We start from the raw sequence: 21,748 nt of genomic DNA, 5'->3' as shown, positions 1-21,748 counted from the left end.
GAAAGCAGATGTATGCGAAAAATCGATCACGATATTTTTCCAGTATGGTATATGAGGCCTCTGATTTCCAGGAATCACAAGAACCCGCGCCGCGGGTTCTTGTGATTCTATTCTTCTCCTGTAGCCACTGGATTCTCCTCATAACTAATCCAGTCACTCCAGCTACCCGCATACAACTTCACATTCCTATACCCGGCTTTGCCTAGTGCGAGCACATTTGGGCAGGCGCTTACGCCTGAACCGCAGTAGACGATAATCTCTTGCTCAGGATCGATGCCCTCATAATGCTCTTTCAGCACCTCCGTGGATTTCCAGCGCCCTTGCTCATCCAACACTTCTTTCCAGAACTTATTGATCGCCCCAGGAATATGCCCTGCCTTCGGATCAATTGGTTCTTCCAGCCCTTCATAACGACGGGACTCGCGGGAATCAATCAAAAGCGCGCCACCGTCGTTAACCACATTTTGCACATCTTCCATGCTAACAAGCATCTTCTTCTGAACATCAGCTTCATATTGACTCGGAATACGTACCGCTTGATGATCACTAACGGGGAACTTACCATTTTTCCAAGCAGAGTAGCCTTCATCCATTACAAACACACGCTCATGCCCCAAGTATTTAAGCATCCACCACAGACGGGAAGCGTAGGCACCACCTTGATCATCATAAGCTACAACTATACTATCTCTGTTAATGCCAACCTTGCTAAGAACGGTGATAAGCTTGGAGACCTCGGGCAGTGGATGGCGTCCACCGTGTTCGCTTACTGGAGCGGAGAGTTGTTCTTCTAGATGCAAATAGATTGCACCGGGAATATGATCTTCTGTATAGGCTTTACGCCCAGCTTCCGGATCCGTGAGTAGAAAACGGCAATCGACTATAACCAGTTCAGGTTCGTATAACCGAGCAAGCAGCCATCGGGGAGAAACGATTGGTTCCATAAAGATACCTTCTTTCTATTAATATGTATGGAGTCATTATAGCGGAAAATAAATGAGGACGCACCTTAAGCTTATCGCTTAACTACGTCCTTAAGTGATTAAATTAAACGATATCCTGAAGGCAAGCTACCAGTGCGCTGTATGGTGCGAACCTGCGCTGGAGTCAGCCGCTGATTGCTTGAAATGAGCGATTCGACATCTCCTCTACGGAGAAAGTCATCCAGTTCACGAATGCTGCGGTTACCACGCAGAATTACGAAATTGTCACGGAAGCGAGAACGATCGAACAGCACAAGCGTAGCGTTCGGATTCGTGGAGAAAAAGCGTAAGCTTTCTATTCCAGTAAGGATTGCATCAATATCTGCAATGCCTAGGTTGCCGCGATAGGTTCTGCGGAGTCCACGAAAGTTCTCCTCACTATATACTCTTAATCTGGGATAGATTACGGACGCTGCTTTTATGGTTACCATATTTTATCTCTCCTTGTTGGATTGACTTAGCAGGTAAATCTCCTGACTATTTGACCTCAGAAGATAACTTAGGAAAAAGGAGTAACCTGGGCTCTAGCTCCAGACTGCTCCTTTCATGTTGAATGGAAATGTTAGATCAAGCGATATCCTGCAGGCAAAGTGCCGCTGCTGCGGATATTGCGAATCTGTTCGAGAGTTAATCTTTGATTCGTTGAAATAATGGATTCCACATCATTACCGGAAATGAAATCGTCCAAATCACGGATGCTGTGGTTTCCACGAAGTACACGGAAGTTCCCTCTAAACCGGGTTCTGGTGAACAATACCAATGTTGCATTGCTGCTGGTAGAGAAGAATCGAAGACTCTCAATACCATCTAGAATGTTGTCCGTATTACGAATGCCAAGGTTGCCGGTATAGATTCTACTGCTACCCCTAAAGTTTTCTTCATCGTAAACGGTCAAACGTGGGTAAGTCTGGGATACATGAACTTCTTTTTTCATTTGTCATTCCTCCTTTGTTATCTAATCTATGTTCATTTCAATTTTTGGTTTGGCAGATAGTCTAATAGAAAGCCCTTATTTTGCGTAATCTATAATTTCGGGCTTTACATCAATAATATATTAGTGTACTATTCAACTATAACACTGACACATTAAAATAAACTCATCAATAATAAAAAGATGGCAGGGAGGATTACCATGAAGCAGGAAAGTAACGAACGCATGCAAGATTCAATCGTGCTGCAAATGAATGGGGTAAGCAAGATCATTAAAGGGAAATCCATTGTGGATAAGCTGACATTTGATATCCGTAAGGGAGAGATTGTTGGGCTATTAGGACCCAATGGTGCGGGGAAGACAACAACGATCCGGATGATGACGGGTCTTATACGGATGAGTGAAGGCGACGTGATCGTTCAAGGTCACAGTGTTAAGAATGATTTTAATAAAGCTATTGGACATATTGGAGCAATTATTGAGAATCCAGAGTTCTATCCGTATATGACAGGGCTTGATAATCTAAAGCAATACCAGAGAATGACAGATAATATTGAAGCTGGCAGAATTGATGAGGTTGTAGAATTGGTAGGACTTCAGGAAGCAATGAATAAGAAAGTGAAGGCCTATTCGCTGGGTATGCGTCAACGTCTTGGGATTGCTCAGGCATTACTGAACCGACCAAAATTATTGATTCTAGATGAACCTACGAATGGTCTTGATCCAGCAGGAATACGAGAAATGCGTGATTATATGCGTAGAATCGCAGATGTTGAAGGGATTTCCATTCTAATCTCCAGCCACCTGCTGACTGAAATCGAACAAATATGCCATCGTGCCATCGTGATTCAGAACGGCAAATTGGTGACCGTTACAGCGATTGGTGGGGAGCAGGAGACAGCTGCAGAAGTGAAGCTAACGATTCGCGTAGCCTCAGTTGAATCCGCAATAATCCTCTTGGGGAGGTTAGAATACGCAGAACTATTAACTATGGACAGTACTCGTTCTGAGGTGACAGTAAGTCTGCATGACAGTAGAGTGCCAGAGCTAGTGTCTGCTTTTAGTGATAAAGGGGTAGGTATTTTCCGGATTACAGAGAATAAACAAAGCTTAGAAGAAGATTTCTTGAAATGGACAGGAGGGAACCGCATTGCGTAGTTTTAATAATTTGGTGGTTAATGAATGGCTCAAGCTCTCGAAGAAACGCACGTTTTTTGTGCCTTATCTGATATTAATTCTGTTATCCCTGCTGTTAGGTTACATTGTTCATTCTGTCTCACCTGATCTGTTTGGATCAGCTTATGATTTTTCAGCAATGATGCTGCTTTCCCAAGGAATTGGGCAAGTGATTACCATTCTCGCAATCATCGGAACAGCGGGTATTGTCTCAAAAGAATATAGTCAGGGCACCATCAAATTCCTTCTAATCCGTGCGAGAAGTCGTACAGCAATACTTGCGTCCAAATATGCTGTAGTGTTGATTTACGCGTTCTCAGTGGCAGTTGTCGGCATGTTGGCGGTTTTTGCATCAGGAGCTTTATGGTTTGGCTTGAGTGGTGGTGAGGCTGGTATCCGTGAGATGTTAACCAGTTTAATGTATAACTCAGTTAGTACAGTTGTATATACAACACTAGCTTTTATGATCGGGATTTTGACAACATCTACGGGTGTTACAATTGGTGCTACAATGTTTATGCTGATGATAGACAAATTGGTTATTTTTCGTGAATTTTATAAATATGTATTATTCCCCAACCTAAATTTAGCTGCTTATGAAGGTGGAGGAGCACCTATGCCTGGAATGACGCTGACCTTTTCCATAGCAATGCTAGTTTTATACACAGCTGTCTTTCTACTCATAGGCTTCTCCGTCTTTAGACGAAGGGATGTTGCTTAATCATGACAATCGAATTCGATAACAACCTGCCGATTTATATTCAGATCATGAATTACATCAAAGGAGAAATCGTCACAGGTAAGTTAAAACCAGGAGATAAAATTCTCTCGGTACGAGAGCTTGCCAGTGACCTGCAGATTAATCCGAATACAGTACAAAGAACCTTTCAGGAACTGGAGCGTGAAGAAATCGTGGAGACCCGGCGTGGAATGGGAAGATACGTCACTAATAATGAAGGTACGATTTTGACCATCAAAAAAGAAATGGCAAAGGATGTACTAGATCGTTTCATTCGCGGCATGCAGGACCTTGGTTTTCAAGGTGAAGATATTTTAGCGGCAGTAGCAGAGAGTATCCGAAACAAGGATGGAGAATAGGGGGGAGCAGGTTGGAAAATATACTTGAGGTTTATGACGTTGTAAAAAAATATAGATCAAAGCACGCCCTCCGCGGAGTATCCTTTAATCTGAATGCGGGTAAGATCACGGGACTGCTGGGCAGTAACGGCAGCGGTAAAAGTACACTTATGAAAATCATCGCCGGGCTGACACAGCCTACTTCCGGTCGTGTATCCATTATTGGAGGGGCTGTAGGCATAGATAGTCAAGCAGTAGTGTCATTTATGCCCGATAAGCCGCTTACAGAATCCTGGATGAATGTTAAGGATGCTCTAAAGTTCCAAAGTGATTTCTATCCGGATTTTGATCAGACTAAGGCTTCTCGAATGTTGGAGTTTATGAAGCTAAGAGCTCAAGATAAGGTGAAGGATTTGTCCAAAGGGATGAATGAACGTCTACAGCTTACACTTGCTTTATCACGCCGAGCTAGTCTGTATTTACTGGATGAGCCCATCGGTGGTGTTGATCCAGTAGCTAGAACTAAAATTCTTAACGCGTTAGTAGAGTTTTATGAAGAGGACAGCACCATTCTCCTTTCTACTCATTTAGTATCGGATATCGAGCGGATCTTTGATGATGTGATTTTTATAAAAGAGGGAGAAATTGTGATGCATACGGCGGTAGAGGATATCCGGCTGCGCCAAGGTAAAAGCATAGACGAACTGTTCAGAGAGGTGTACGCAGAATGCTAAAGCTAGTGAAGTATGATTTTAGACGGGATAGGGATAAGTTTCTTGCTGTTTTTGTAATCACCATTCTTGTGCAGTTTGTGATAGGATTTACGGTTCATTCTGATCAAGACATGTTCATGATGAACATCACTTCCTATGCCGTAGCAGGTGTAGTGCTTCTCTTTTTTAGTCTGCGCACTTTCGGTCAGAACCTGAGATTATTCAATCGGAGGCTTGTGCCAGTACCAGTCCTGTATACCGTTCTCTCACCGTTAATGCTGTTTTTAGGGTCGTTACTCGCTTTATTTCTAGTCGCTTATATTCATTTAGCAGTAGATATTATGATGTTTTCAACTTCGTTTTTACCAGAAAAATTTTGGCAGATTTCCGCATATACAGTGCTAATAGTCTTTTGGGCTTCCGCCTACTCTATGTTGCTCGTGATGTTCTCCATGACCGTTGCAATGAGTGTGAGAGTGAAAGGAAGAGTATGGATTGGGATAGCCGTTTTTTTTGTAATACAGTATATAATTTCTTTATTAGAAACATTGATGTTCGATCATGAAAATATCACTTTGGAAAGAGCTTTTCGATTTGAAGTGACGGATGAGGCCGCTAAAATAAATAATATTGAGACCTCTCAGTATGTTCTTGGCTTACTTCCTACCCTGTTCGAAGCTGTGATTATTGCGATACTAGTATTTGCTATAGTTAAGCTCGTTAAAAAAAGAGTCGAGTCTTAGGCCACGGTGAAATAACGTTTTTTAGAACGGAGGCAAAGCGATTAGCTTTGTCTTCGTTTTTATGCAAAAAAAAGACGCCTTTCTATAAGAAGGGCATCTGTTATGTAGAATTCTACAGGCCCTCTACATTTAGAGAGGCTGTCCATATATCGAGTTCTCTATGTAGCAGTTCCTCTTCGTCCTCGTTCAATTTAAGTTTAACGCCATATTGGTATTGGCCGAGTCCAAACATCCAGCCCCAACGGACGCTGCCCACGAGTTGAAGCTTTTCTTCGTTTAATTGAAGATGAATCACTAGCTTTGTATCGCCCGCCGTGAATCGAAGATTCAGGGGGGTGCGCACTTTGCAGCCAGATCGGCTAAGATCGAGCAACACAGCTTCTGTTAACTTACCGGCACCCGGGCCGCTGCTACTCATAGGAACTTCAATCCAGCATTCAAGCGGCTGGTTCATTACATAACGGAATGGTTCTTTCCTGCTGGACACATCCATAATTTACCTCCCTATCGTTTATTTGCTATTATATCGAAAGGGATTGTTGAGAACAATCTACTAAAGTGCTATTTTTAATAAGAATAAATTTATTTAATACTAATGAAGGTGATGAGACTCAATATGTACCAATACCTGAATGAAACGTTCCAAAAACACAATTTTGACCAAGGAAGCCTGCAGGATGGGGAACTAAATAACTGTACATTTGAGCAGTGTTCCTTCAAAGGCAGCTCTATGGAAGAGATGACTTCCATCGGCTGCCGATTTATAGATTGCGATTTTACTGGAGCCATGCTCAATGCATCACATCATAAAGGCTCGGCTTTTACTAACTGTAAGTTCACAGGTGCGAATTTGTTCGTATCGAAATTTGAAGATTGTAAAATGGTAGGTTCTGATTTCTCAAATGCTTATTTAGACGGGATCACACTTATCGGCGGGGACTGGTCCTACACGAACCTAAGACATACCAATCTTAGTAGACAGGATCTGCGTGGAATTCGATTTATAGAAGCGGATCTAATGGGTTGTGATTTGCAAAAAAGTGATCTTCGAGGGGCTGATCTCAGCCGCGTACAATTGTCTCAATGCAAGCTTAAGGGGGCTGACCTTCGGGATGCTATGGTTGAGGGCATTGATTTAAAGAGTTTGGATCTACGGGGAGTTCGTATGGATATAGATCAGGCTGTACTGTTAGCACGCTCTTTTGGGGCTAAGGTAGGTAACTAGGAATAGGGGCATCAGCTGCTACTGTTGTAGCGGTTGATGCCCCTTTAGATTGTTATCAAGAAATACATATGTACATGGTATGAAACTTCTTATGTATATTTGCTTGCTTAACGGTTAACGCAGTCTTTTTCTGGGTTTGGCCCACCATTTAATCCAAAGAAAACCTTCGTCATCACGGAAAAATTTAATGCCTACCCAGCGTAAGGGTGTCCATAGTTCTCTAAAGTAATATGAAGGCATAGTCTATTAGACCCTCCTATATAGTCAATTAATACTATATGTTACGCTAGTTTTAATGAAACTTCAAGACAATTTTACTTATAATTACATATTATGAATCTACGAGAAGAAAAATGCTCATGTGAGCAGGACCAATAGCCCTATGTGGGTTGCATGCTTCATTTATTTCTTTTCCGTTACTTATTTTACATTCGAATTGTAAAATATTCACACGCGCTCTTTGGGCGCGTTTTTTGACGTTTTTTTTGATTGGAATCTAGCAAAGACGCTCTATTAGTAGGGATATGCACAAGCATTTCATTATGCTCAGCATTTAATAAAAGGAGAGGAAGTGATGAAATGACGGAGACCGAGTTTATTGCGAAAATCGCAAATTTTGCTGTGAAGGACATGCAGATCAGCAAGGTTCCGGCATCGCTAACGATAGCTCAAGCGGCGCTGGAATCGGGCTTTGGCAGCAGCGGATTGACGGTTAAGGCCAACAATTTGTTTGGGATTAAAGGCAGCGGACCAGCCGGTAGTATTACTGTGCAAACTACTGAATATGTTAATGGTAAAGCTGTTAAAGTAGAAGCTCTTTTTCGGGCCTATAACAACTGGGGAGAATCTGTTGCGGATCATTCCGCGTTGATTGTGAATGGGGTTTCGTGGAATCGCAATCTTTACAGCAAGGTGCTTGGTGCTAGTGGGAAGGTAGCCGCACAAGAGATTGCTGCCGCTGGTTATGCTACCGACCCAAACTATGCAGCAAAGCTAATCCAAATCATGAATACCTACAATCTGTATAAATATGATGATGAAGCCAAGGAAGGTGATGACGAAATGTCGGCAGAGGATAAACAAAGGCTGGTTAGTCTGGAAACGGAAATAAAGGAATTGCGTGCTCTTATTGTGAGCCTTACGGATAGCAAGGATACGCTAAAAACAGGTATGCAGGAACAAGGTCAGTCGATTACTAAGCTATCGGATCGTGTGACTTTAATCGAAGGCCGAGCAGTGATGAATGTACCCCCTTGGGCTGAAGCGGCAGTAAAAGCAGCGAGTGCTGCAGGGCTGCTGGATACACCGTCAGGTGGCAGTTATGACTTCTATCGCATAATAACCGTGCTGAACCGTGCAGGCTTACTTGCTCCTGGTAGTGGAAAATGAAATAAGGAGGATTAAACACCATGTATAATGATGCTCTCAACAGTGTGCTTGCCTTTGCTTCCGTGCTGGCTGTTTTTGTAATGGCACTTGTACAACTTGTGAAGAATAGCGTGCAACTTCCGCGGAATATTGTACCGGTAGTTGGATTAGCTATTGGCTTGCTGGTTGGAGCAGTGGCCTATCCGTTCACTGATATGAATCTGATCCTGCGGCTATGGGCTGGAGGGCTAGCAGGACTTTCGGCGACGGGTTTATTTGAGCTTGCTTTTAACAAAAGGGATGGAACCAAAGCAGATGATAAATAGACTCGGCCTATCAGTTTTATAAAACAATCGTTTTATACAGGTATTGTGACTATGCAATCTATCGAGAACCCTAATATATTATCTTATGTCAATCATAAAGGGGGTGCAACGATGGGAACTTATCTTGATGGAAGAACGTCGCAAAATGCCAGTCTCGCCAACTCTATAGCTATTCCTATAACTGTTCTTAATACACCACAGCTTTTTGGGCAGATTGGGCTGATAACTGCTGGAGTGACTACAAATCCGCGTGTGTTGCTTAAAGGAACGATCTCTGTAACTCTTCCTTTAGCTTTAGTTGGAATCACAATTACTATTGTAAGGGGAACTTTACCAACCGATCCGCTTATATATTCTGCTACTTCAACTTTTGGTCTAAGTATATTGGCTCCGCAAGTCATAACCTTTTCAGCAGACGATTTCTTACCTGCAATTACACCTCAACTCACTTATACAGCATTTGTTTCATCTAATCTTCTCGGCACAGTTCGTGTGGGTCCGGAAAGCTTTGACGGTATATTAGTTTCTGATTAGACATCTTTACACTAACCTCGCGCAGTTTGCGGGGTTTTATTTTTAACCGTTCGCCCAATCTTCTTGGAGGATTAATACATATCCTGTGGTGTATTCTAAAATACGGAGGAGGTCTTCTCATGGGTGCAGAATTTGGTGGGGTTGGTGGCGCTTTTACTAATACAGGCGCAATCTTAGTGTTGTTCATCTTGTTAGTAATTATTACGAGCGCATGTATATTCTAGAGATATGAAATAGTCTGCTTCTAGCATTAGTGCTGGAAGTGGGCTTTTTTTTATCGTGTTATGTTGATTGTGCTATTAATCATTGTCGTAACAGCTGGAAGCTTTTATTTCCATCATGTCGCTATTGCACGTGCCTCAATCAAGTCTGGAAGTGGAACAATCTAAAGATACTGAAGGTACTACATAGCAGCTCCTGAGCACACCGATAAGACGGTAATTATTGCGCATGGTTATGCTGGAAATGCGACTCAAATGAGCGGATATGCCAGAATGTAATACGTAAGACTAGAATATAAGATATTGCTGCCTGATGCTAGAGGACATGGTGACAGCAGTGGTAATTATATTCGGGTTGGGTTGGCTGGAGTGCAAGGGTTATTTGAAGGGGGTTCAGCGCGTCTTGGAAGCGAATGGCCAGAACACATAAGTGATTCTTCATGGTGTGTCCATGGGGGAGCTACGGTCATGGGAAGCTTTCCGCATGGATCCGGTTCAATATGAGAGCGTAGTTCCAGAGCTTATTGGGAAATTCGTGAAGTGAGTGTCTATTTAAGGGCTGCCGGCCGAAAGGGCAGTCCTTTGTGTTTGACATACCCTTTAGCAAACTTATAGTGTGAGTTTGCTTTTTATTCACAAATAAATGCAATATATAAATTGCATTATGTAATAAATATATTATAATTGGGGATATGGGAGGGATAATAATGAAAAAAAGTAAAATTAATGATGAACGAATTGTATCGCAAAGAAGAATGACTCAAAGTGATGCTTATCAAATATTAGTATATTGTTTGATGATTTCAGTACTGATTCAACAATTCATAATGAATGCTCCGTTTGCGCAATTTGCAGTCGAGTTTTTCTGTTTGATTGGTAGTGGAATATATATAACGATACGAAACTTGTCAGTGGGTGTTTATATTTGGGATCCCCCAAATCAAACCAACAAAAAGCTGCTCACTAACAGTATTATTTCCGGCGGGATTTGTGTTTCGCTTCTTATAATTTTGGCGGGAGAAAGAAAAGTGTGGAATATGACTTTAATCTTTGTTGCTGTCACGATTATTCATTTTCTTACACATCTTGTATTACGGAATATAAACAAAAAAAGACAGAGGCAAATTGATGATGAAATAAGTAGTGATGAAGATATGGAATGCTGATGACATAAAAGGTCTTAGAGCACGATGTTCTTTCTTAGTCTGTTTTTAAAAGTTCGTTCTATTTTAAACTATTGCTTGGATAGTAGATGATCAACATATAACTACTGGCTAGCTCACTCGGTTGGTGTAAAGTATAGGAGGCTTGAATTTAAAATGCTCAAATACATTCATCTACTAGGTCGAATTACGATAGGATTATCTGTTTTGATAATTCCTCTTAGATTAGGAGGTATTCCCACAGCTCTAATTGTGTTTTCTGTTGGAATACTGATCCATTTATTAGGATTATTCATTACGAGACATCTACAAAAATAAGCCATTGATCTCCAACTTAAGATAGGCAAGAGTAGAAACAACCAGAAATAGTTTCGCGATTATATAAAGTCTTTAAACATAAATTCGGGGCCCTATCTCTAGGGCCCCTTTCATGGGAGAGGAGAAACCGGACGAAGAGCTTATGGGGAAACGTAAGCCTGCTCCGCGGTTGTCTACGACATTTGTGGTGTCGATAATTACATGATGTCCCTGGAAGCCCAGTCTTATACATAAGGAAGGCTTATTTATCGGAATAGTCTTGATATTTCCATTTTTCATATCTAGACAAATTTTTTATTTCATCGCGCAAATGTGTTACGATAGGCGTGGACTTATGCCCTTTTGGGTATAACAAACAGAGACATAGAGCGGGTGATTGACGGTGAGAGTGGTATCGGGAAGTGCAAAAGGAAGACCACTAAAAAGTGTACCGGGAAGCGGAACAAGACCTACAACCGATAAGGTGAAGGAAGCTGTATTCAGTATGATCGGTCCATATTTTGAAGGTGGAGCGGTGCTGGACTTGTTCGCAGGTACGGGTGGTTTGGGTATCGAAGCTTTAAGCAGAGGGATGGAAAGCGCCGTATTTGTAGATATGGATCCTAAGAGTATTGACACAATTCGTGCCAATTTGAAAGCGACTAATCTTGAAGCAAGTGCGCAAGTGTACCGAAATGAAGCAGGAAGAGCGCTCAGTGCATTGGAGAAGCGGGGACGTGTTTTTGATTTAGTCTTTCTAGATCCTCCGTACCGATTGAAGCACGGAGATGAGCTGATGCTGTCTATGGTAGAAAAAGGAATGCTGGAAGAGGACGCAATCATTGTTCTGGAGCATGAATCAAGTTATGCCTATCCTGAGGATATCCCGGGATTTTATAGGTTGCGTCAGGCCGTATACGGAGAAACGACAATTTCTATTTATCAGTATGAAGCTAATCCTTCAGTGGAAAGTGAGACTGGTGAGGAGGTAGAGAATGAGTCAGCAAATTAGAAAAGAACGTGTCGCCATCTATCCAGGCACCTTTGATCCAGTGACTATGGGACATATGGATATTATTCGGCGCGCATCCAAGCAATTCGACCGTTTGATCGTAACGGTGCTTAATAATTTGAGTAAGAACCCGCTATTTACAGTAGAAGAGCGGACAGAGCTTTTAAGACAGGCAACAGCTGATATTCCCAATGTGGAAATCGACAGCTTTCGGGATCTGCTAGTCAATTATGTTCGTCAAAAAGATGCTCAAGTCATAGTACGTGGTATTCGTACCGTAACTGACTTTGAATATGAACTTCAAAATGCATCCATCAACCATAGTCTGGATCCGGATGCGGAAACGATCTTTATGATGACTAATCCGAAATATTCCTATTTAAGCTCCAGCGTTGTAAAAGAAATTGCCCATTTTGGTGGGAATGTGTCCGACTTCGTGACACCTGAGGTGGAACAGGCGATGAAGCTTAAATTTAATCGAGTCGATGACGAAAAGCACTAACAAGATATATCACTGCGGATAATGCCAGTAAGATGATAAGTAGAAGAGATTGCAAACTAAGCAACTGTGGAAAAGAGCTCCATATGGCAGTTACATTAATGGTTCTGTTTGGTATGGACTGTGAATCCGCGAGCGCAGGCAAAGCAGCTTCACTTATTACCAAAAGTGGTTTCCATAATAGCAGTGTTAATAAAAAAGCATAAACGCAATGCATCAGGCGAACGACAGCATAGGGCAGGAATCGGACATTTGCTTGTTTAAGCAACGTCAGCACCTGTAGCTGTGCGCAGAGCCCGCTCCAGCCTAGTGCAGCAGAGAGTAAGGCCAAGGCTAGTACTCCTGAAGAGCCGGCTCCGATGCTCGAAAGTCCTTTGCTTATAGCGTCTGCTCCTAAATGAATCTCGAGCAAGCTTGCTGGCAGAGCGGCTGGCAAAGCAGGAAGTGCCGTAGTAATGATATTGATGACCACGGCGAACATAATCATGTAACCGCCCACAACCATCAAATTTTGCACCGCTGTAGCTACTGACTCCCCAAGAAGTTTACCGAAGCTTCGGCCATCTCTTGATCGGGCTTCGGTGGCTGCAAGTTGGACACGACTATATAAAGAAGGTCGTTTAGTATTCATGCTTTCCTTTACAGTAGGCTGCGGATTGTCTAGCCGGCCATTTAACAGAGCGTCTGTATAACTGGCCAGAAGTCCTGAAACCCAATGGATAGCAAGCAGAAAGTAACCTGCTGTAGGACTATGTAGGAAAGCTACACCAATCACAATGAGCAAGGTTACTGGACTGGCGAAATGCGTAAGTGAGGCGAGACGAGCTGCTTCCTTGTCCGAAATGCTGCCCTGCTTATGAAGCTGCATGACACCTCCGGCCCCGCCTGGGAATCCGGTGGTGATTCCAAGCGCCAAAGTCCAACCGCTCGCGCCAGGCAGTCGAAAGACCTTTTTCATCAAGGGTTCCAGGAGCACTCCGAAACCATGCACAAAGCCCGAAGCGGTTAGCATCTCAGACAGCATCAGGAAGGGTAGAAGTGCAGGGAATACAAGTGTCCACCAGAGCTTTAACCCTTGGAGAGAAGCCTCGAAAGAGCTTTCTGGTGAGATGATGATGGCAATGGCTAACAGGATTGCGATTACCCCGGATAAAAAAGGTGTGGAGCGACTAGCTAGCCGGCGTATTTTAATATTGTTCATTTCTAGAATCACCTCTTCATAACTTAAGGCATAGCGGATGTGTTATCAATTTATGCAGAGTAGACAACCATCATGCCAAACCACTAGTCGAAGCGGTAATGAAGTTCAAACATTCATATCCTAAATGTGCCGTGGGAAAGAAGGGAAGAGTAGTGAAGCAGTTGAAGCATCGGCCGGGATTCCGTGCCACAGCTTATCTCTTTACGTTAGTAGTTATCGTGTATGTATTTGTTTTTATGAACACCCCGTACATTGTATATCAACCGGGTAGTGCATCTGAAGTTGCCCCTATGATTAAAGTGGAGAATGCTGATCCAGCTGAAGAAGGAACCTTCATGATGACTACAGTATCTGCTAGTTACGCTAATGTGGCGTTGCTGGTCGCCTCTGTATTTAACTCCAATTCAGAGGTTGTCCGGAAAGAAACACGATTAGGAGATAAGTCTGAAGATGAGTATGCTGCGGAGCAGGTTTTTTATATGAACAGCTCGCAATCCTACTCCGTTCAGGCGGCCTATCATGCTGCAGGGATTCCGTATGAGGATGTAGTGGATTATTTGTATGTTTTTTCGGTGCCAGTAGCAAGTAATAAAGGGCAATTCCAGCCGGGTGACAGAATCATTAGTGTTGAAGGACAGAAGGTACCGGATCCAGAAGCTCTAGCCACGTTGCTTTCAACTAAAAAAATCGGTGATCAGGTCGTCGTTGTTTTACAAAGAAACGGTAAGGAAGTAAAGGAGCAAGTGACACTAGTCGAGATCAAAGATAAAGAAGGTACTGCAGTTCGACCTGGTTTTGGTGTCACTATAGCCGCAGTTCAAAAGGTAAAACCTAAAGAGAAAGGCAAAGCGGTCAGCTTTGTGGATACGAATGTTGGTGGTCCTTCTGCAGGTCTGATGTTCACTATGGAGATTTACAACCGGCTTACGCCTGGTGATTTAACCAAAGGTCATAGGGTTGCAGGAACGGGCACGATCGACGCTGAGGGTGTGGTAGGGGCTATCGGTGGAGTGAAGCATAAGATTGTTGCTGCAGATCGAGAAGGGGCGGAGATTTTTTTCGTTCCTGTTAAGAATTACGACGAAGCCAAAACGAAAGCTGATAAAATCGGCACATCGATGAAGTTGGTACCCGTATCGACACTGGATGAAGCACTGAAGTATATGGAGGAACTACCGGTCAAACCATGACCGGAGGTTCCAAATAATCGCGATACATATCGGTTCTGTGAGGTTCTCGAAAAGCTCCTGCGAAAGCAGATGCGGCTTGAAGGTCTCGCTCAAGTTGTGGATGGGAGCACAGTGACGGCCGCATGACGATGGGTAAGGTTGCTTTTTGTTTCATCTCTTTAAGTAGAGCTCGTCCACTTTCTCTAAAACCAAGGATTCGAATATACCCGGGCCCCTCTGCCAGTACAGAAGGGGTCATTTCTTCCTTTGTATGATTTAGCAAAATGTGTAGCAGAAGACGTTGCAGTCGTGTATGCGTATAACGCTTGCTCTTAAGGGCTTGAAGCAAACCTGAGATAGAGAATTGCTCAAGATCGGGCATAAGACGAAGGATTCTATTCTCCAAGCCTTCATTCATGTCTTGGATGGTTCGTAGCTCGGCAGCGGTACGTGTAGAGAGCAGGTGACGGAGGGGACCTCGGAAATGCTCCAATTCCAGAGGACCTCTACCTGCTGCATGCTCTCTTTCTAATATGGACACGCTATATTCCGGCATGTATGCTGCTGGAGAGCCGCCTTCTTGCAGCAGCTTGCGAATAGCAGTGGCGCTTGCGATCGATGAGCCAACCTGCAAAGGATCATGGAATCCGGCTGCCGTTCGCGGAACGGTTAGCGGCTCGATCTTGCTATTTAGCCGCTGCAAGGCGATGAGATAATGCAAGCCAAGGCTGTTATTCGGCTGGCGCAGCAGCTTGCCGGCATCGCCAGGACTCTCCTCTTCATGGAGAGTCCCTTCAAAGGCCACCGCCGCCGCTGCGCTGTACGCGGCGGGGAAGCTCGCTCCGAGCGCCATACGGCGGCGGATCTCGCTCTGAAGTTCGCTGCTTTCCTCTGCCAAATACTTGGCCAGAGGAAGCAGCGAACCCAAAGTGCCGGCTTCGGAGCCGAAGCACAAGCTGTCCACGACCCCGGTCGCTTCCAGCAGTGCAACTGCTCCGAAGGCGAACCATTCTGCCGGCTGTACAGCATAGGCGACCGGCAGCTCAATGACGAGGTCGGCGCCCATTCGTAGCGCCATCTCTGTCCGGGCTTGCTTGCTTACCGCCGCCGGCTCGCCGCGCTGAGTAAAGGGGCCACTCATGACGACGATGGCGCGATCAGCGCCTGATAGTCTTTTGGCTTCGGTAAAGTGATGGACATGTCCGTTATGTAATGGATTGTATTCTGCTATTATTCCAACCGTTGTCATTACTGCTTTCCTCCCGCAGGTAACCATTTTTAAAATTTAAGAAGGTAGAAGTTATGCACCTAACCTTTATGTCTTTTATTTCACGCTTAAACGCTTATCAACCTTATGAAGATGTCAAAATCGTTTATGCTTGTAGAGATTAGTAAGAATAAATTTTAGGAACTCTGTTCGCATAAGCTGTCATTTTGATTTACACTAATAGTTATATCATAATTCTCTCCAATTTCTGAAACAATATAAAGGGAAAATGGTTGACAAAGGTATATAATACTAGGTATAATAAATTTTGTTTGTTTGGGAGTGATAAGTTATGCAGATTCACTTTCGCAAATTAGCGAATGCCGACGAACCGTTACATATTCACGATGTTGTGGATGTCAGCGAGGTAGTCAAAGGGCGCAAGGATATTCTAGCTGTTGCTCCGCTCTCAGTGGACCTTAAAGCGCTGCCCGCGGGAACCGATTGTGTGAACGTGGTGGGAAAACTGAGTGGAGATGTGGACATGTTATGTTCACGTTGTCTCACGGAGGTCAAAAGTGATTTGAACATTCCTTTTGCTGAGACTTTCAAGTGGCTTAAGCAGCCAGTTCTTCCAGATGATGACGAAGATGAGGAACTCATTTACGTCAAGGATGAGGTTGTGGATCTTATTCCTTATGTGGAAGAAAATTTCGTACTGCACTTACCGGATTCGGTATTGTGCAAGGCAGACTGTCTTGGTCTTTGTCAGAAATGCGGACAGAACTTGAACGAAGGCACCTGCAGTTGCGACAACACAGTGATCGATCCTCGACTCGCTGGGTTGAAAGACTTTTTCAAATGAAACATTACAACAAAACACATTCTGCTTCTAGAGGAGCAGGCTGACAGAAATATCACAAGGAGGTGGAATACATGGCAGTACCACAACGTAGAACGTCTAAGACACGCCGTGACAAACGTCGCACCCACTTTAAGTTGGTTGTGCCGGGCATGGTGAAATGCGAACAATGCGGAGAGTTGAAATTGGCTCACCACGTATGTAAAGTTTGCGGAACTTACAAAGCAAGAGAAATCATCAAACAATAGTTTTGGAATAAGTAGTACTTCACTATCGGTGAGGTACTATTTTTTTTGAAATATAAGAATATATAAGTTTCAAGCTATACATTATCCTTATATTTTCGCACAAACGCTTACCGTCTATTAGGATGCCGAAGGCGTTTGTGCTTATTCAAACATAAGCCGCCCAGAAGTCAATGCTTTATTTTTGGTGCGGCATGCTTTATACTACATATTAGTACCTGGTTCTAAATAATGATTGTGATTATTTGACCTAATATAACAGCGGCCATTCAAGCGGCCGAATGCTTTCTTTAAAATATAAGAAAGTATAAGTTATGCACCTATACTTGATGTCTTATATTTCTCGCTTAAACGCTTATCGTCCATAAGGATACCGAAGGCGTTTATGCTTGGCACGTGCCAGGAGGTGAGCCGCAATCGAGCGGATGTCCAAGAAAGAACGTCAGCAACAGCTGCTACATATAATCGCAGGTAATCCTTTTGTAACGGATCGGGAATTGACTCGTCAGCTAAAAGTTAGCATTCAGACGATTCGGTTAGACCGAATGGAACTGGGGATACCGGAACTGCGTGAACGAATGAAGCAAATGGCAGAGCACTCCTATGATCAGGTGCGCTCTTTGCCTGCGGATGAAGTCATCGGAGACATTGTGGATTTACAACTGGACAAGAGTGGGATTTCGATATTTGAGATTCGCGAAGACCATGTGTTCTCTAGAAATGGGATCGCTCGTGGTCACTATGTGTTTGCTCAAGCGAACTCGCTTGCGGTTGCCGTAATCAACGACGAGATTGCTCTGACCGCTTCAGCCGATATACGTTTTGTACGCACAGTTCAGCTAGGTGAGAAGTGTATTGCCAAAGCACAGGTGCGGTCACTTGCCGGTAGGGGTGGCAAAGCAGAGGTGGACGTATTCACCTATGTCGGAGAAGAACTAGTGTTTCAGGGCCATTTTATAGTGTATCGGTCTGCAAATGATGAACACAGTGAAGGGGGTAACCATAGTGCTGATCGCCATTGATGCCATGGGCGGGGACAACGCTCCTGAATGTAATGTCGAGGGGGCGTTGTCCGCGGCCGCGGAATGGAAAGATACGCAGATTGTGCTCGTTGGTGACGAAGCCAGATTAGAGCCACTACTCAAAGACAAGCCGTCTAATCTGACAATACGTCATGCGGGAGACGTTATTGGTTCTGATGAAGAGCCAGTTAAGGCCGTTCGTCGTAAAAAAGACTCATCCATGGTTGTAGCTGGACGAATGGTGCGTGAAGGTGAAGCGGATGCTATGATTTCGTCGGGTAACACGGGTGCGCTAATGACCACAGGACTCCTCGTAGTTGGCCGGATGCAGGGGATTGAACGTCCTGCACTTGCGCCTATGATTCCGACGCTTGACGATGTTGGCGTATTGGCTCTTGATCTTGGGGCTAATATGGATGCGAAGCCTGAGCATCTGGTACAATATGCGCTGATGGGCAGCATTTACCGGAGCAAGGTTCATGGTATTGCTAAGCCGCGTGTGGGACTTCTGAATGTAGGGACGGAGCCTGGAAAGGGTAACGAACTGACGAAAGAAGCTTATCCGCTGCTTGAGAACTTGCCAGGCATTCATTTTATCGGTAATGTTGAGGCACGTGACGTACTGACAGGGAATTGCGATGTGCTTGTGTGCGATGGATTTGCCGGTAATATTTTGCTAAAGTCTCTTGAGGGTACGGCGGGTGCTTTGTTCTCTTTGCTCAAGGAGCAATTTAGTCGTTCTCTGAAGACTAAGCTTGGCGCGGCAATGCTGATGCCGGAGCTTAGAGCTCTGAAGGGTAAAATGGATTACAAAGAGCACGGTGGTGCACCGCTACTCGGTCTTAGCGGATTGGTAGTTAAGGGGCACGGATCTTCTGACGGAAATGCAGTTAAGAATGCGGTAAGACAAGCGCGGATTGCTCTACAAGCCGATCTTGTGCTAAGTATATCCAAGGAAATTAGCGGGAAGTGAGTGACGACATGAGACAGTTGCGACCGGTTGGGGTTATAGGAACTGGGAAATATGTACCTGAGAAAATATTGACAAATAGCGATCTGGAAAAAATAGTGGAGACTAACGATGAGTGGATCGTCAGTCGGACAGGCATCCGTGAAAGACATATTGCTGCACCTCACGAGGCAACTTCTGATCTAGCGTATGAAGCAGCACTCAAGGCACTTGATTCCGCTGGTATGAAAGCCGAAGATTTGGATCTTATTATTATTGCAACAGTAACACCTGATAGTGCTTTCCCTTCTACAGCCTGCATTTTGCAGGATAAACTGGGTGCTAAAGGCGCTGCGGCTTTTGACTTGTCAGCAGCCTGCTCTGGTTTTGTATACAGCTTAGCTACTGCGGTTGGCTTTATTCAGAACGGAATGTACAACAATGCACTTATTATAGGTGCGGATACTTTATCCCGCATCACAGATTATACGGATCGCAATACTTGTGTCTTGTTTGGTGATGGAGCAGGTGCAGTTATCATTGGTGAGGTTCCAGAAGGTCGTGGTTTCCAATCCTTTGATCTGGGTGCTGAAGGCTCTGGAGGGAACTTGCTTAAGCTAGAAGCCGGCGGTTCGCGCTTACCTGCCTCTCAGCAAACCGTTGAAGATAAGAAGCATTTCATTTATATGAATGGCCGTGAAGTATTCAAATTTGCAGTTCGTGTAATGGGCTCAGCTACAGAACGTGTGCTTACTAAAGCTGGTCTGGGTAAGGAAGATATTGATTTGTTCGTACCTCACCAAGCGAATATTCGTATCATTCAATCCGCTATGCAGCGTCTTGATTTGCCACCAGAAAAATGTGTGATCAATGTTGATAAATATGCCAATACTTCGGCTGCCTCCATTCCACTTGCTCTTGTTGAAGCGGCGGAAGAAGGACGTATGAAAGAAGGCGACACCGTCCTGATGGTTGGATTCGGCGGCGGCTTGACTTGGGGCGCATCTGTATTGATCTGGTAATAAGCTAAGACCGTTATACGGGAAGGAGTTCATACTTATGAGTAAAATTGCATTCGTCTTTCCCGGTCAGGGAGCGCAAGCAGTTGGAATGGGCAAGGATGTTTATGATGCTCTTCCAAACAGCCGTGCAGTGTTCGAGAAAGGGGATGAAGTTCTCGGATTTCCACTGAGCAAGCTGATTTTTGAAGGACCGGACAGTGACTTGAAGCAAACAGTAAACACGCAACCAGCGCTTCTTACAGCAAGCGTAGCCTATCTTGAAGCTCTGCGTGAGCAGGGTATGAAGCCGGATTATGTTGCTGGTCATAGCCTTGGTGAATACAGTGCACTAGTAGCTGCCGGTGTGTTGTCATATGAAGATGCTGTAACACTTGTGCGCTTGAGAGGCCGCTTCATGGAAGAAGCTGTTCCAGGAGGACAAGGTGCAATGGCGGCAGTGCTTGGTGCTGAACGTGAAGCGCTGGCAGTATTATGCCAAACTATCTCTGAAGAGAGTGGTGTTGTAGAACTGGCTAACGTTAACTGTCCAGGTCAGATCGTTGTTTCCGGATCTCAGGAAGGTGTTAATGGTGTTGTGCAGCGTGTTAAAGAAGCTGGTGGCAAGCGGGCAATTCCGCTAGAAGTAAGTGGACCTTTTCACTCTTCAATGATGAGAGCTGCTGCAGATCGTTTGGCAGAAGAGTTGAAGAAAGTAACCTTCAACACTCCAAATGTACCTGTCATTGTTAATGTCACAGCATCACCGGTAACAGATCCCGAAGAAATTCGCGAACTGCTTGTTCGTCAGGTGTATTCTCCTGTGCTTTGGCAGGACAGTATTGAATGGTTGATTGCGGATGGTGTGGATACTTTTGTTGAGATCGGTTCGGGCAGTGTTCTGGCCGGTTTAATCCGCAAAATAGACAAAACAGTCAAAGTAATCAACATTAATACACTTGAAAGTGTTCAAACTGTTTTGTAAGGGATGGTTTAACATTTTGACAACAGTATCATGATTGAAAGGGGATTAAACTATGTTCTCAGCATTGCGGGGCCAGACAGCCCTTGTAACTGGCGGCTCACGTGGCATTGGTCGTAGTATCGCGCTTGCACTTGCAGAACACGGCGTAAAGGTGGCTGTGAACTATGCAGGGAGTGAAGCAGCGGCACACGAGACAGTGGCTCGTATTGCCGAGCTTGGCTCGGAGGGGATTGCGCTCCGGGGAGATGTCGGCAATAGTGAACAGGCCGAGAGCCTTGTGAAAGAGGTTCTTAATACCTGGGGACGTATTGACATTGTTGTCAATAATGCCGGCATTACCAGGGATAATCTGATTATGCGCATGAAAGAGGAAGAGTTCGATCAAGTGATCGAGACGAATCTGAAAGGTGTGTTTAATTGCCTTAAGTCAGCTACACGTCCGATGATGAAACAACGTTATGGTCGTATCATTAATATTTCCTCGGTTGTGGGCGTGACAGGTAACCCTGGTCAGGCTAATTACTCTGCAGCTAAGGCTGGTGTCATCGGCCTGACGAAAGCAGCCGCTCGTGAGCTCTCCTCGCGGGGCATCACTGTCAACTGTATCGCTCCTGGTTTTATCGATACAGATATGACGCGTGAGCTTTCTGAAGAAGTTCGCAGTGAGCTAGAGAAGGGCATTCCACTAGCTCGCCTTGGGCGTCCGGAAGAGATAGCTATGGCAGTTGTTTTCCTGGCTTCTGAAGGTGCCGCTTATATGACCGGCCAGACACTACACGTGGATGGCGGGATGTATATGTAACTCTCCGTCAAAAATATAAGAAAGTATAAGTTTCACACTA

At 44.4% G+C, this 21,748-nt stretch carries 27 protein-coding genes; 21 read left to right on the top strand and 6 right to left on the bottom strand.

Going from position 1 to position 21,748, the window contains the following annotated elements; genetic code table 11:
• Positions 1 to 107 precede the first annotated feature (107 nt).
• The 3 genes from CA598_RS26970 to CA598_RS26960 all read right to left on the bottom strand — a co-directional run bounded on the left by CA598_RS26970 (position 108) and on the right by CA598_RS26960 (position 1,917).
• Positions 108 to 944, bottom strand: a complete 837-nt coding sequence (locus CA598_RS26970) for a sulfurtransferase (RefSeq protein WP_094878501.1) — start codon at positions 942 to 944, stop codon at positions 108 to 110.
• Between the two features lie 98 nt (positions 945 to 1,042).
• A complete protein-coding gene (locus CA598_RS26965; RefSeq protein WP_094878500.1) occupies positions 1,043 to 1,414 on the bottom strand; it encodes a hypothetical protein in 372 nt (123 codons plus the stop codon).
• 131 nt (positions 1,415 to 1,545) lie between these two features.
• A complete protein-coding gene (locus tag CA598_RS26960; protein WP_094874334.1) occupies positions 1,546 to 1,917 on the bottom strand; it encodes a hypothetical protein in 372 nt (123 codons plus the stop codon).
• A gap of 198 nt (positions 1,918 to 2,115) precedes the next feature.
• On the opposite strand from CA598_RS26960, the gene CA598_RS26955 reads away from it, so the two are divergent.
• Genes CA598_RS26955 through CA598_RS26935 form a run of 5 tightly spaced genes read left to right on the top strand, consistent with a single transcriptional unit; the run spans position 2,116 to position 5,623 of the window.
• Positions 2,116 to 3,072 carry an ABC transporter ATP-binding protein gene (locus CA598_RS26955; RefSeq protein ID WP_094878499.1) on the top strand — a complete coding sequence of 319 codons (957 nt, stop codon included), beginning with the start codon at positions 2,116 to 2,118 and terminating at the stop codon, positions 3,070 to 3,072.
• Positions 3,065 to 3,811, top strand: a complete 747-nt coding sequence (locus CA598_RS26950; protein ID WP_094874336.1) for an ABC transporter permease — start codon at positions 3,065 to 3,067, stop codon at positions 3,809 to 3,811. Before CA598_RS26955 ends, CA598_RS26950 begins: the two co-directional genes overlap by 8 nt.
• Positions 3,812 to 3,813: 2 nt before the next feature.
• On the top strand, positions 3,814 to 4,188 hold the full coding sequence (locus tag CA598_RS26945) for a GntR family transcriptional regulator (protein ID WP_094878498.1): 375 nt from the start codon (positions 3,814 to 3,816) through the stop codon (positions 4,186 to 4,188).
• Positions 4,189 to 4,199: 11 nt separating this feature from the next.
• A complete protein-coding gene (locus tag CA598_RS26940; protein WP_094878497.1) occupies positions 4,200 to 4,901 on the top strand; it encodes an ABC transporter ATP-binding protein in 702 nt (233 codons plus the stop codon).
• Positions 4,895 to 5,623 (top strand): hypothetical protein, encoded by a 729-nt coding sequence (locus CA598_RS26935; protein ID WP_094878496.1) that lies wholly within the window; start codon positions 4,895 to 4,897, stop codon positions 5,621 to 5,623. Before CA598_RS26940 ends, CA598_RS26935 begins: the two co-directional genes overlap by 7 nt.
• Before the next feature lie 112 nt (positions 5,624 to 5,735).
• On the opposite strand, the gene CA598_RS26930 is transcribed toward CA598_RS26935, so the two are convergent.
• Entirely contained in the window at positions 5,736 to 6,116 is a 381-nt protein-coding gene (locus CA598_RS26930) for a PilZ domain-containing protein (protein WP_094874340.1), read from the bottom strand.
• A gap of 123 nt (positions 6,117 to 6,239) precedes the next feature.
• On the opposite strand from CA598_RS26930, the gene CA598_RS26925 reads away from it, so the two are divergent.
• The 8 genes from CA598_RS26925 (at position 6,240) to coaD (ending at position 12,271) form a co-directional block, all read left to right on the top strand.
• Complete coding sequence (locus CA598_RS26925; protein ID WP_094874341.1) at positions 6,240 to 6,848, top strand: pentapeptide repeat-containing protein; 609 nt, start codon at positions 6,240 to 6,242, stop codon at positions 6,846 to 6,848.
• A 579-nt stretch (positions 6,849 to 7,427) separates the two neighbouring features.
• Entirely contained in the window at positions 7,428 to 8,237 is an 810-nt protein-coding gene (locus CA598_RS26920) for a glycoside hydrolase family 73 protein (protein WP_094874342.1), read from the top strand.
• A 20-nt stretch (positions 8,238 to 8,257) separates the two neighbouring features.
• Positions 8,258 to 8,542 carry a holin gene (locus tag CA598_RS26915; protein ID WP_094874343.1) on the top strand — a complete coding sequence of 95 codons (285 nt, stop codon included), beginning with the start codon at positions 8,258 to 8,260 and terminating at the stop codon, positions 8,540 to 8,542.
• A gap of 111 nt (positions 8,543 to 8,653) precedes the next feature.
• Positions 8,654 to 9,076, top strand: a complete 423-nt coding sequence (locus tag CA598_RS26910) for a hypothetical protein (RefSeq protein WP_094874344.1) — start codon at positions 8,654 to 8,656, stop codon at positions 9,074 to 9,076.
• 119 nt (positions 9,077 to 9,195) lie between these two features.
• On the top strand, positions 9,196 to 9,300 hold the full coding sequence (locus tag CA598_RS26905; protein WP_094874345.1) for a sporulation protein YjcZ: 105 nt from the start codon (positions 9,196 to 9,198) through the stop codon (positions 9,298 to 9,300).
• A gap of 704 nt (positions 9,301 to 10,004) precedes the next feature.
• On the top strand, positions 10,005 to 10,463 hold the full coding sequence (locus CA598_RS26900; protein WP_094878495.1) for a DUF6773 family protein: 459 nt from the start codon (positions 10,005 to 10,007) through the stop codon (positions 10,461 to 10,463).
• Positions 10,464 to 11,160: 697 nt separating this feature from the next.
• Positions 11,161 to 11,769, top strand: coding sequence for a 16S rRNA (guanine(966)-N(2))-methyltransferase RsmD (gene rsmD, locus CA598_RS26895; RefSeq protein ID WP_094874347.1), 609 nt, complete (start codon positions 11,161 to 11,163; stop codon positions 11,767 to 11,769).
• Positions 11,753 to 12,271 (top strand): pantetheine-phosphate adenylyltransferase, encoded by a 519-nt coding sequence (coaD, locus tag CA598_RS26890; protein WP_094874348.1) that lies wholly within the window; start codon positions 11,753 to 11,755, stop codon positions 12,269 to 12,271. Before rsmD ends, coaD begins: the two co-directional genes overlap by 17 nt.
• Here coaD and CA598_RS26885 read toward each other — a convergent pair.
• Complete coding sequence (locus CA598_RS26885) at positions 12,243 to 13,469, bottom strand: nucleoside recognition domain-containing protein (protein WP_094878494.1); 1,227 nt, start codon at positions 13,467 to 13,469, stop codon at positions 12,243 to 12,245. The two genes, coaD and CA598_RS26885, sit on opposite strands and share 29 nt — an antisense overlap.
• Positions 13,470 to 13,621: 152 nt before the next feature.
• Here CA598_RS26885 and CA598_RS26880 point away from each other — a divergent pair, with 152 nt between their 5' ends.
• Complete coding sequence (locus CA598_RS26880) at positions 13,622 to 14,659, top strand: SepM family pheromone-processing serine protease (protein ID WP_094878493.1); 1,038 nt, start codon at positions 13,622 to 13,624, stop codon at positions 14,657 to 14,659.
• Here the strand turns inward: CA598_RS26880 and CA598_RS26875 are convergent.
• On the bottom strand, positions 14,649 to 15,887 hold the full coding sequence (locus CA598_RS26875; RefSeq protein ID WP_094878492.1) for a nucleotidyltransferase: 1,239 nt from the start codon (positions 15,885 to 15,887) through the stop codon (positions 14,649 to 14,651). The genes CA598_RS26880 and CA598_RS26875 overlap by 11 nt on opposite strands.
• A 310-nt stretch (positions 15,888 to 16,197) precedes the next feature.
• Here CA598_RS26875 and CA598_RS26870 point away from each other — a divergent pair, with 310 nt between their 5' ends.
• From CA598_RS26870 to fabG, 7 genes are all read left to right on the top strand, one after another.
• Positions 16,198 to 16,710: a YceD family protein gene (locus CA598_RS26870; RefSeq protein ID WP_042187699.1), complete on the top strand. Its 513-nt coding sequence runs from the start codon at positions 16,198 to 16,200 to the stop codon at positions 16,708 to 16,710.
• A gap of 71 nt (positions 16,711 to 16,781) precedes the next feature.
• A complete protein-coding gene (gene rpmF, locus CA598_RS26865; protein WP_019911234.1) occupies positions 16,782 to 16,955 on the top strand; it encodes a 50S ribosomal protein L32 in 174 nt (57 codons plus the stop codon).
• A gap of 422 nt (positions 16,956 to 17,377) precedes the next feature.
• Positions 17,378 to 17,974, top strand: coding sequence for a transcription factor FapR (gene fapR, locus CA598_RS26860; RefSeq protein ID WP_042127208.1), 597 nt, complete (start codon positions 17,378 to 17,380; stop codon positions 17,972 to 17,974).
• On the top strand, positions 17,958 to 18,947 hold the full coding sequence (plsX, locus tag CA598_RS26855) for a phosphate acyltransferase PlsX (protein WP_094878491.1): 990 nt from the start codon (positions 17,958 to 17,960) through the stop codon (positions 18,945 to 18,947). Before fapR ends, plsX begins: the two co-directional genes overlap by 17 nt.
• Before the next feature lie 8 nt (positions 18,948 to 18,955).
• The gene (locus CA598_RS26850; protein WP_143812457.1) at positions 18,956 to 19,945 is read left to right on the top strand and encodes a beta-ketoacyl-ACP synthase III; all 990 of its coding nucleotides are present in this window, start codon (positions 18,956 to 18,958) and stop codon (positions 19,943 to 19,945) included.
• A 37-nt stretch (positions 19,946 to 19,982) separates the two neighbouring features.
• The gene (gene fabD, locus CA598_RS26845) at positions 19,983 to 20,906 is read left to right on the top strand and encodes an ACP S-malonyltransferase (RefSeq protein WP_094878489.1); all 924 of its coding nucleotides are present in this window, start codon (positions 19,983 to 19,985) and stop codon (positions 20,904 to 20,906) included.
• A 52-nt stretch (positions 20,907 to 20,958) separates the two neighbouring features.
• Positions 20,959 to 21,708, top strand: a complete 750-nt coding sequence (gene fabG, locus CA598_RS26840) for a 3-oxoacyl-[acyl-carrier-protein] reductase (RefSeq protein ID WP_094878488.1) — start codon at positions 20,959 to 20,961, stop codon at positions 21,706 to 21,708.
• Positions 21,709 to 21,748 lie beyond the last annotated feature (40 nt).

It is taken from the genome of Paenibacillus sp. VTT E-133291 (assembly GCF_002264395.1).
GTDB classification, from domain to species: Bacteria; Bacillota; Bacilli; order Paenibacillales; family Paenibacillaceae; genus Paenibacillus_AQ; species Paenibacillus_AQ nitricinens.
Note: the sequence above shows the minus strand (reverse complement) of the source record. Positions and strands in the feature narration are given on the sequence as shown.